General features: G+C 71.9%; 7 protein-coding genes. 4 read left to right on the top strand and 3 right to left on the bottom strand.

Annotated features, from left to right (window positions below; genetic code table 11):
* Positions 1 to 206 precede the first annotated feature (206 nt).
* The gene (locus ACTHNQ_RS01625) at positions 207 to 2237 is read right to left on the bottom strand and encodes a YhgE/Pip family protein (RefSeq protein ID WP_440330699.1); all 2031 of its coding nucleotides are present in this window, start codon (positions 2235 to 2237) and stop codon (positions 207 to 209) included.
* Positions 2234 to 5206, bottom strand: a complete 2973-nt coding sequence (locus tag ACTHNQ_RS01620; protein ID WP_440330698.1) for an MMPL family transporter — start codon at positions 5204 to 5206, stop codon at positions 2234 to 2236. The genes ACTHNQ_RS01625 and ACTHNQ_RS01620 overlap by 4 nt, the downstream gene beginning before the upstream one ends.
* A 147-nt stretch (positions 5207 to 5353) precedes the next feature.
* Here ACTHNQ_RS01620 and ACTHNQ_RS01615 point away from each other — a divergent pair, with 147 nt between their 5' ends.
* Positions 5354 to 5992 (top strand): TetR/AcrR family transcriptional regulator, encoded by a 639-nt coding sequence (locus ACTHNQ_RS01615; protein WP_440330697.1) that lies wholly within the window; start codon positions 5354 to 5356, stop codon positions 5990 to 5992.
* A gap of 3 nt (positions 5993 to 5995) precedes the next feature.
* On the opposite strand, the gene ACTHNQ_RS01610 is transcribed toward ACTHNQ_RS01615, so the two are convergent.
* Positions 5996 to 6997 (bottom strand): o-succinylbenzoate synthase, encoded by a 1002-nt coding sequence (locus tag ACTHNQ_RS01610; RefSeq protein ID WP_440330696.1) that lies wholly within the window; start codon positions 6995 to 6997, stop codon positions 5996 to 5998.
* A 79-nt stretch (positions 6998 to 7076) separates the two neighbouring features.
* Between ACTHNQ_RS01610 and ACTHNQ_RS01605 the strand changes: the two genes are divergently transcribed.
* The 3 genes from ACTHNQ_RS01605 to ACTHNQ_RS01595 are packed head-to-tail and all read left to right on the top strand — an operon-like array spanning position 7077 to position 9214.
* A complete protein-coding gene (locus ACTHNQ_RS01605; RefSeq protein WP_440330695.1) occupies positions 7077 to 7412 on the top strand; it encodes a PadR family transcriptional regulator in 336 nt (111 codons plus the stop codon).
* A gap of 17 nt (positions 7413 to 7429) precedes the next feature.
* On the top strand, positions 7430 to 8389 hold the full coding sequence (locus ACTHNQ_RS01600) for a permease prefix domain 1-containing protein (RefSeq protein WP_440330694.1): 960 nt from the start codon (positions 7430 to 7432) through the stop codon (positions 8387 to 8389).
* A gap of 24 nt (positions 8390 to 8413) precedes the next feature.
* Positions 8414 to 9214 carry an LLM class F420-dependent oxidoreductase gene (locus ACTHNQ_RS01595; RefSeq protein ID WP_440330693.1) on the top strand — a complete coding sequence of 267 codons (801 nt, stop codon included), beginning with the start codon at positions 8414 to 8416 and terminating at the stop codon, positions 9212 to 9214.
* Positions 9215 to 9333 lie beyond the last annotated feature (119 nt).

The following is a 9333-nucleotide window of genomic DNA, read 5'->3' as shown; positions in this document are numbered from 1 at the left end:
GCCGTCCCACATGCTCCGGCGGGTCGGGCTGACTCTCCCCCGACGACCTCGGCCCGCCGGTACTCCTCCCTTCCACCGTCAGAGAGCGGGCGGTCGCACGATCGGGTCTCGGCGAGTCGCCACATGCGGACGACAGGCAAGAGCGGATGCCGCACGCAGACGCCGCCCCGGCCGCGAACGCGACCGGGGCGGCGAGGGCCTGCGGATCAGGCGGTGACGGGCGTCGTCTTCAGCAGCGCACGGGCCGACGTGGTGCGGCGTCGTGCGACCGCCAGCATCGTGGCTCCGAGCGCGACGAGCGTCCAGATCACGAGGCCGGCGAACGCCGCACCGAGCCCGGACGCCGAGGTGAGCGCGGCGACCATGCCCTGGTACGCGGCCGATGTCGGCATGAGTCCGGCGATGCTCGACAGCACGCCGGGCACGGTCGAGACGATGCCTGTCGCGACGGTGAGCACACCCACGAGGGCCGCGATCCAGCGCCCGGCTCCGCCGAACACCGCGACGAGGGCCTGGTTGACTGCGGCGAACGCGATGCCGGCGACGACGCAGACAGCTGCGAACACCCACCACTCGCCCCACGAGTACGAGGCGGCGGCCTGCACGACACCGGCCACGAGCAGGCCCTGCAGGGCACCGAGCCCGGCCGCCGGGGCGTAGGAGCGCAGGGCCAGCAGCGCCGACGGCCTGCGCGAGGTGAGCGCGCGGCGCGACACCGCCTGCAGCGCGATGAACGTGCCGAGCCCGCCGAACCACAGGGCGAGGGTCGCCAGCAGCGGGATCGCCGAGGCGCCGAACAGCGACGAGCCGACGCCGTCGGCCTCGACCGGGTCGGCGACGACGGACGCGAGGTCGGTCGCCTGCTGGTCGGTGTACGAGGGGAGGGAGTCGGATGCCGTGTGCAGGCCGTCGGCGAGGGTGGTGGTGCCGTCGGCGAGCTGAGCCACGCCGTCGGCGAGGCCGTCGGCGCCGTCGGCTGCGCTGGATGCGCCGGTCGCGAGCTGGCCGGCGCCCGATGAGAGCTGCGTCGCCCCGTCGGCGAGCTTCGAGACACCGGTCGCCGCCGAGGTGGCGCCGGCCGCGAGGCCGTCCATGCCCCCGGCGATCTGCTGCAGGTTGCCCGACATGCCCACGAGTGTGTTGCCGAGTGCCGGGATCTGGCTGAGCCCCGCGACACCCTGCGCGATCGCGCCGGACTGGTCGAGGATGCCGTTGATCGGAGTGAGCGATTGCTCGGCCTGCGCCGCGGCGGTCGAGATGCCGTCGCAGATGTCCTGCGGGCCGCCCTGGTCGACGCATTGCTGGGCGAGCTGCTTCAGCTGCGTGACGGATGCCGCCGCCTGGGCCTTGATGGCGTCGCTGTTGGCGGCGAGCTGGTTCGCCTGGTCGACCGTGCTCTGCGGGATCTGGGGAACCTGCGCGAGCCCGGCGCCGATCTGGCCGATGCCGCCCGCGATCTGGCGCGTGCTCCCGCCGAGGGTCTGGGCGCCGGCGGCCCACTGGCCGAGCCCTGCCGATGCCTGCTGAGCGCCGCCGGCCCACGTCGTCAGGCCCGACGACAGCTGCGAGGCGCCGTCCGAGAGCTTGCGCACGCCGTCGGCGAGGCTCACCGCTCCGTCCGCCGCCTTCGTCGCCCCGTCCGCGAGTTGCGTCGCGCCGTCGGCCGCCGTGCCGAGCTGGTCGCCCAGCGTCGTGAACCCGAGGAACACGTTCTCGAGGTAGACCTGCGACAGCTGCGTGCCCATGCTGGATGCGGCCACGGACGCGACCTGCGAGGTGATGGCGTCGTCGACGATGAGGCTGTCGGGCGGCGTGGTGACCTGGATGGTCGCCTTCTCGGGCGTCTCGCCCGGCTGCGTCGAGGTCGCGGCGGCCGAGAAGTTCTCGGGGATGGTGATGACGGCCGCGTACGTGCCGTCGGCGAGACCCGCGGCCGCGTCGTCGGCGTTCGAGATCGACCAGGTGAGGTTGCTGTCGACGTCGTCGGAGCCCTCGACCAGGCCCGCCGTGAGCTGCCGGCCGAGCGGCACCATCTGCCCGTTGATCGTGACGGGCTCGTCCTCGTTCACGACCGCGGCGGTCAGGCTGTCGAGCCGCTCGGTGGGGTTGTACAGCGCGGCGACCAGGATGCCGCCGATGACGACGGGCAGCAGCAGCACGCCGATGAGCGTCAGCCATGTCACCGGACGGCGGGAGCGCGAGCGCTCGATGGCCGTAGTGATCCAGTTGGGGGTCATGCGTTCACCTCTGCGGTGGTGGATTCGGTGGAGGTCGTGGATGCCGCCCCCTGCACGCGCAGCGAGACGGACGTGACGTCGGGTCGGTGCACGTCGGCGAGCAGCGCCAGCGCGGCGCTCTCGGTGCGGGAGGTGACGACGAGCGTGAGACGGGACGCGGCATCGCCGGCAGGTTCGAGGCGTTCCTCGGCGGCGTCCCTGATGAGCGCCGCGGCCTGATCGCGTTCGGCGGCGTCGAGGGAGTCGACCCCGTCGATCACGACGATGGACGCGCCCTTCAGACCGTGGCGCACGGCGTCGACGCGGTCGTCGACATCGCCGAGCAGCGCGAGTCCGACGTGGCCGCGCACCCAGGCGGCGCGTTCGGGCAGCAGGTGCCCGGCGACGCGCAGCCGGCCGTCGGTGGGGGCCAGGCGCCCGGCGAGGGCGAGGGCGAAGGCGCGCGCCGCACGCGGGTCTCCGGTGGCGATGAGCGTGCCGCCGCGCTCGACGCGGAAGGCCGCGTGGTCGAACAGGGCGACCTCGCCGGCGGCGCGGCCGCCGTCGGCGGTGACGGCGAGGCCCTCGCCGACGAGCGCGGCGGTGGTGTGGGGCTCGGGCCATTCGGCCAGCGACAGCTCGCGCTCCACGGCCTCGCCCTCGATGTCGAAATGGGGGAGGGCGCGGTTGAGCCAGCGCGGCATCCACCAGGCCTTGGCCCCCAGCAGCGCCATCACGGCAGGCACCAGGGTCATGCGCACGAGGAACGCGTCGATCGCGATGCCGGCGGCGAGCCCCAGCGCGATGGGCTTGATGGACGAGTCGCCCTCGGGCACGAACGAGGCGAACACGGCGAACATGATGACGGCCGCGGCCGTCACGACGCGGGCCGACGCGGTGAAGCCCGAGCGGACGGCACCGATCGCGATGTCGCGGTCGCTGCGGGTCGCGTGCGCGCCGGAGTCCCCCCGGGCGCCGCGCCGCGCGTGGACGTAGTCCTCGCGCATGCGGCTGACGAGGAACACCTGGTAGTCCATGGCGAGGCCGAACAGCACGCCCATGAGGATGATCGGCATGAAGCTGATGACGGGTCCGGTCTTGTCGACGTGCAGCAGGTCGGCGCCCCAGCCCCATTCGAACACCGCCGCGACCACGCCGAACGCGGCGAGCACCGACAGCAGGTAGCCGAGCGCGGCCGTGAGCGGCACCCAGATCGAGCGGAACACGATCATGAGGAGGATCAGCGACAGGCCGACCACGAAGATGCCGAACGGGAGCAGGGCGGCGCCCAGCTGATCAGAGATGTCGATGCCGACGGCCGTGAAACCGGTGACGAGCAGGTCGACGCCGTACTCGTCCTTCAGCTCGGGGGCGAGCCCGCGCAGCGCGCGCACGAGGTCGGCGGTGGCGGGGTCGTCCGGCGCCGTCTCGGGCACGATCTGGATGAGCCCGGTGTCGGCCGTCTCGTTCGGGGTCGCCAGGGCGACCTCCTTGACGCCCGGCACCTTCTCGATCTCGGCCTTGAGGTCGGCCATGAGGCCGAGCGGGTCGGTCGAGGTGACGATCGTGCCCGTCATGATGAGCGGGCCGTTCGCGCCGGGCCCGAAGTGCTCGGCGGTGAGGTCGTAGGCCTGGCGGGCCTGGCTCGACTCGGGCTGCTGGCCGGCGTTCGGCAGCGCCAGCGCGAGGCTGCCGGCCGGGATCGCCACCACGCCCAGCGTGATGACGACGGCGAGGGTCGTGATGAGAGGGTGCTTCGTCACGAGCATCACCCAGCGGTTGGGCTTCTTGACCGGGGTCGCCACCGCGTGCGCGCGCGTCGCCGGGCGGGTGTCGGCGGGCAGCTCGCCCGCAGCGTCGGCTCCGTCGGCGTCTTCGGCCTCTGCCCCGTCAGCCGCTGCCGCCCCGCGGCGGCCGCCGAGCGGCATCCCCCGCTCCAGCACACGCCGGCGCTTCGTGCCGTGACCCCACCCGGCCACGCGCTCCTTCGCGAATCCGAGCAGCGCGGGGGTCAGCGTGATCGCCACGACGACGGCGATCGCGACGGCGACGGCCGCGGCGATGCCCATCGTGGTGAGGAAGGGGATGCCGGCGAAGCCGAGGCCGATGAGCGCGATGAGCACCGTCACGCCGGCGAACACGACGGCGGATCCGGCGGTGCCGGTGGCGCGTGCGGCGGACTCCTCGGGGTCCTCGCCGGCGCGCACCTGATCCTGATGTCGGGCGACGATGAACAGGGCGTAGTCGATGCCGACCGCCAGCCCCAGCATGATCGCGAGCATCGGGGTGGTCGACGAGATCGACGCGAACGCGGTCGAGACGTAGATGAGGGCGATCGCCAGTCCCACGCCGATCAGGGCCGAGACGAGCGGGAACCACGCCACCGCGAACGAGCGGAACGTCACGATCAGCACGAACAGCGCGATGAGCACGCCGACGGCTTCGATGATCGACAGTGCGGGCACCGACGTCGAGAACAGGTCACCGCCCATCGCGACCTGCGATCCGGCGGGCAGCGTGTCGCGCAGGTCCGCGGCGACGTCCTCGAGCTGCGTCTTGGTCTCGGCCGAGACGTCGGTGGACTGGCCGTCGAACTGCAGGCGCACGATCGCCGCCGACTCGTCGTCGGCCACCATGCCGCTGACCATCTCGTCGTACGGGTCGGTGACGGCGATCACGCCGTCGATGTCTTCGAACTGCGAGACGGCGTCGCCGATGTCGGTCTTGTAGGGGTCGTCGGTGACGCTGTCGCCGTCGGGGACCACCACGACCATCTGCGCGCTGGTGCCGCTGGCCTGGGGGAAGCTGCGGTCGAGCAGCGCGATGCCCTCCTGGGCCTCGGTGCCCGGGATCGAGAAGGAGTTGTCGGTGCCTTTCATGAACACCGCGGCGCCGGCTCCGGCGAGGGCGAGCAGCAGCAGCCACGACACGAGGACGCGCCACGGGTGGCGGTACGACCAGCGGCCGAGCGCATACAGGACAGTCGACATGGGTTCTCCAGAGAGCCGGATCCGGATCAGGGACGAGAGGTTCGGGACATGTCGATACAGCGCTGTATCGGATACATGAGTGTATCGTAAAGCGGGTTCGCCGCCCGAAGCTGAGTAGTCCGTGTGAGACTGGCGGAGAGGAGAACCATGACCGACACCCAGGCGGCAGATGCTGCCGTCACGTCCCCCCGTCGCGAGGCGACCCGGCAGAAGCTGCTGGATGCCGCGGCCCTCGTGTTCGCCGAGGTGGGGGTCGACGCCGCCTCGGTCGAGGCGATCTGCGAGCGCGCGGGTTTCACGCGCGGCGCCTTCTACTCCAACTTCGAGACCAAGGACGAGCTGATGCTCGCCCTCACCGAGCGCGTCGCCGGCGAGAAGATCGACGACGTCGCCGAGCGCGTCGCGGCGCTGCAGGCCAGGGGCGAGGACCTCGAGCCCGGTGCCCTCGTGCGGCAGCTGCTCGATGCGGCGTTCGACAAGAAGCAGGGCATCCTGCTCACGAGCGAGATCCGCACGCGCGCGATGCGCGACCCGCGCCTGGCGAAGACCTACATCGACTGGCAGACCGGACTCGTCGAGCGTGTCGGCTCATTCATCGAGAGCCTCGCGCAGACCTACGGCTTCCGGCTGCGGCTGCCGGCGACCGAGTTCGCGGGCATCATCCTGCAGACCTGGGAAGACACCGCCGCGTTCGCGGTCATGAGCGGTCTGGGCGCGGAGCAGACCCACACGCTCGTCAACGAGCGCACCGCGCGGGTGGCCACGGCCCTCGTCGACCCCGTCTGACCCTCAGTCCCCGGTGCTGAGCACCGCGTGACACCGCGCCACGCGGTCGAACCACCACTGCCGGCGCTCGGCGCCCGCCGCATGCTCGGCGAGCAGGCGTGCGTCGGGCGTCACGCGACCGGTCGCGAGCGTCCCGTCCCGCGGTGCGAGCGGGGGGTCGGCAACGTCGGCGGTGAACAGCGAGGCCGTGCCCAGGCCGCAGTCGTAGTCGAGGCGGGGCAGGGATGCCGCCAGCGCGACGCCCATCGACAGCCCGACGGAGGTGTCGAGGGCGCTCGACACGATCGCCGGCAGTCCGGCCGCTGCCACGATCGACAGCGCCCGGCGCACGCCGCCGAGCGGCTGGGCCTTGACGACGAGCAGGTCGGCGGCGCCGGCCCGTGCGACCGCGAGCGGGTCCTCGGCCTTGCGCACGCTCTCGTCGGCGGCGATGGGGATGCCCATGTACTTCACGCGCCGGCGCAGCTCGGCGAGCTCGTCGACGCTCGCGCACGGCTGCTCGGCGTACTCGAGGTCGAATTCGGCCAGGGCGTGCAGGGCGCGCTCCGCCTCGTCGACGTTCCACCCGCCGTTCGCGTCGATCCGCACGCGGCCCTCGGGCCCCATGCTCTCGCGGACGGCGCGCACGCGGGCGATGTCGTCTGCCAGGCGCTGTCCGGCCTCGGCGACCTTCACCTTGGCCGTCCGGCATCCGTCGAATCTGGCCAGCACGTCGGGGACGGATGCCGCCGGCACGGCCGGCACCGTGGCGTTGACGCCGATGGCGTCGCGCACGGCCGCGGGGCGCGGCATCCACGCGTCCTCGATCGCCGCCGCCAACCACGTCGACGACTCGGCGTCGCCGTACTCGGCGAAGGGCGAGAACTCGGCCCACCCTTCGGGTCCCTCGAACAGGAGCGCCTCGCGGACGTCGATGCCGCGGAAGCGGGTGGCGAGCGGCAGGGCCACCACGCGGGCGGAATCGAGGATGTCGTCCAGCGGGGGCAGCGGCGCGTCGGTGCTCACGCGTCCATCCTGCAACGGGTGCGAGAAAACATTGATGTGCCGTTGACGATAGTGTGCGACACACAGTATGGTGTGAGGCATGAGCGAATCCGAGATCCTCGAGACGCACCTGCAGGAGCTGCGGCGCGGCACCGTCGTGCTGGCCTGCCTGCGTCTGCTCGAGACGCCCGGCTACGGCTACGGGCTGCTCGAAGAGCTGGGCGATCGCGGATTCCCCACCGATGCGAACACGCTGTACCCGCTGCTGCGCCGCCTCGAGAAGCAGGGGTTCCTGACGAGCGAGTGGAACACCGACGAGGCGCGGCCTCGCAAGTTCTACCGCACCAGCGACGCCGGCGCGCGCCTCGCGGGTGCGCTGACCGACGACTTCCACGCGATCGCGACCGCGATCGACGGACTCGAGACCGAACTCTGAACACCACGGAGCACGCGATGACCACCACCGACACCCTGACCGACCGCTACGTCGACGCCGCGATGCGGACCGTCCGCGAAGACCAGCGGGCCGACCTCGCCGCCGAACTGCGCGGCTCCATCGACGACCAGATCGAGGCGCGCATCGCCGAAGGCGCCGACCCCGACTCCGCCGAACGTGCGGTGCTCACCGACCTCGGCGATCCCGACCTGCTCGCCGCCGGGTACACCGGGCGCCAGCTGCACCTCATCGGACCGCGCTACTACCTCGACTGGTGGCGCCTGCTCAAGCTGCTGCTGTGGATCGTCCTGCCGTGCACGGCCTTCGGTGTCGGGCTCGCCCAGGTGCTGCAGGGCGCGACCGTGGGCGAGACGATCGCCTCGGCCGTCGTGGCCGTGCTGACGGCGGCCCTCCATGTCGCCTTCTGGACGACGCTCGTCTTCGTCGTGCTCGAGCGCACCGGCCACGAGACGATGACCTCTGAGCCCTGGACGCCGGACCGGCTCCCCGAGCCGCGGCAGCGCGGCGCGGGGTTCGGCGACATGATCACGTCGATCGCCTTCCTGCTGATCATGGCGGCGGTGATCCTGTGGGACCACTTCATCGGCCTGGTGCCGACGCAGCGCGGGCTGTCGTTCCTCGACGACGGGCTGTGGCCGTGGTGGATCATGGCGCTGTTCCTCGTGATGGCCATGGAGGCCGTGCTCGCCATCGCCGTCTACGGCGTCGGACGCTGGACCGTGCCGCTGGCCGTGGCCAACGGCATCCTGAACCTCATCATCGCCGTGCCGGCGCTCTGGCTGCTCGCCGAGGGGCGGCTGATCAACCCCGACTTCTTCCCGACGATCATCGAGGGCGCGGACGGTGCGACGGTGCAGAACATCCTCGCGGCGATCATCGGGTTCGTGATCGTCGGGGTCGCGATCTGGGACACGACGGATGCCGCGCTGAAAGCCGCCCGGGCGCGCCGGGCCTGACCCTGGCGGCCCTAGTCTTGCCCCATGCCCCTCCTCGACACCCCCGTGCGCTTCGGCGTGCAGATCCAGCCCCAGCACACCTCCTACGACGGGATCCGCGACGCCGTCCGCCGGCTCGAAGACCTCGGCGTCGACATCCTCTTCAACTGGGACCACTTCTTCCCGCTCTCAGGAGACCCTGACGGCCTGCACTTCGAGTCGTGGACGATGCTCGGCGCGTGGGCCGAGCAGACCGAGCGCGTCGAGTTCGGCGCGCTGGTCAACTGCAACAGCTACCGCAACGCCGACCTGCAGGCCGACATGGCCCGCACGATCGACCACATCTCGGCCAAGGGCGGCGACACCGGCCGCTTCATCTTCGGCACCGGCGCCGGCTGGTTCCAGCGCGACTACGACGAGTACGGCTACGAGTTCGGCACCCCGGGTTCGCGGCTCGACGACCTCGCCGCCGGCCTGGAGCGCATCGAGGCCCGCTGGGCGAAGCTCAACCCGCAGCCGACGCGCAGGATCCCGGTGATGATCGGCGGCAAGGGCGAGCAGAAGACGCTGCGCCTCGTCGCCCGCCACGCCGACATCTGGCACAGCTTCGTCGCCCCGGACGAGATCGCGCACAAGGTCGAGGTCATCGAGCGCTGGGCCGAGCGCGAGGAGCGCGACACCTCGAACCTCGTGATCTCGAACGAGGTCTACGGACACGGGGTCGACCACGCCGACGCGCTGTACGACGCCGGCGCCCGCCTCATCACGTTCGGCTTCCGCGGCCCCGACTTCGACTACGACCTCGTCGAGTCCTGGCTGCGCTGGCGCGACAGCAAGAACGCCTGACCCCCGTGCCCCCGCGCGGGCCGTCACGAACGGGTCCGGCCGGGGGGCCCCCCCCCAAAAAAACCCGGGGGCCCCCCGGAGCCGCCCCGCCCCCCGCGCCCCCCCCACCCACCGCGGGG

It is taken from the genome of Microbacterium sp., from assembly GCF_051953575.1.
GTDB lineage: Bacteria > Actinomycetota > Actinomycetes > Actinomycetales > Microbacteriaceae > Microbacterium.
Note: the sequence above shows the minus strand (reverse complement) of the source record. Positions and strands in the feature narration are given on the sequence as shown.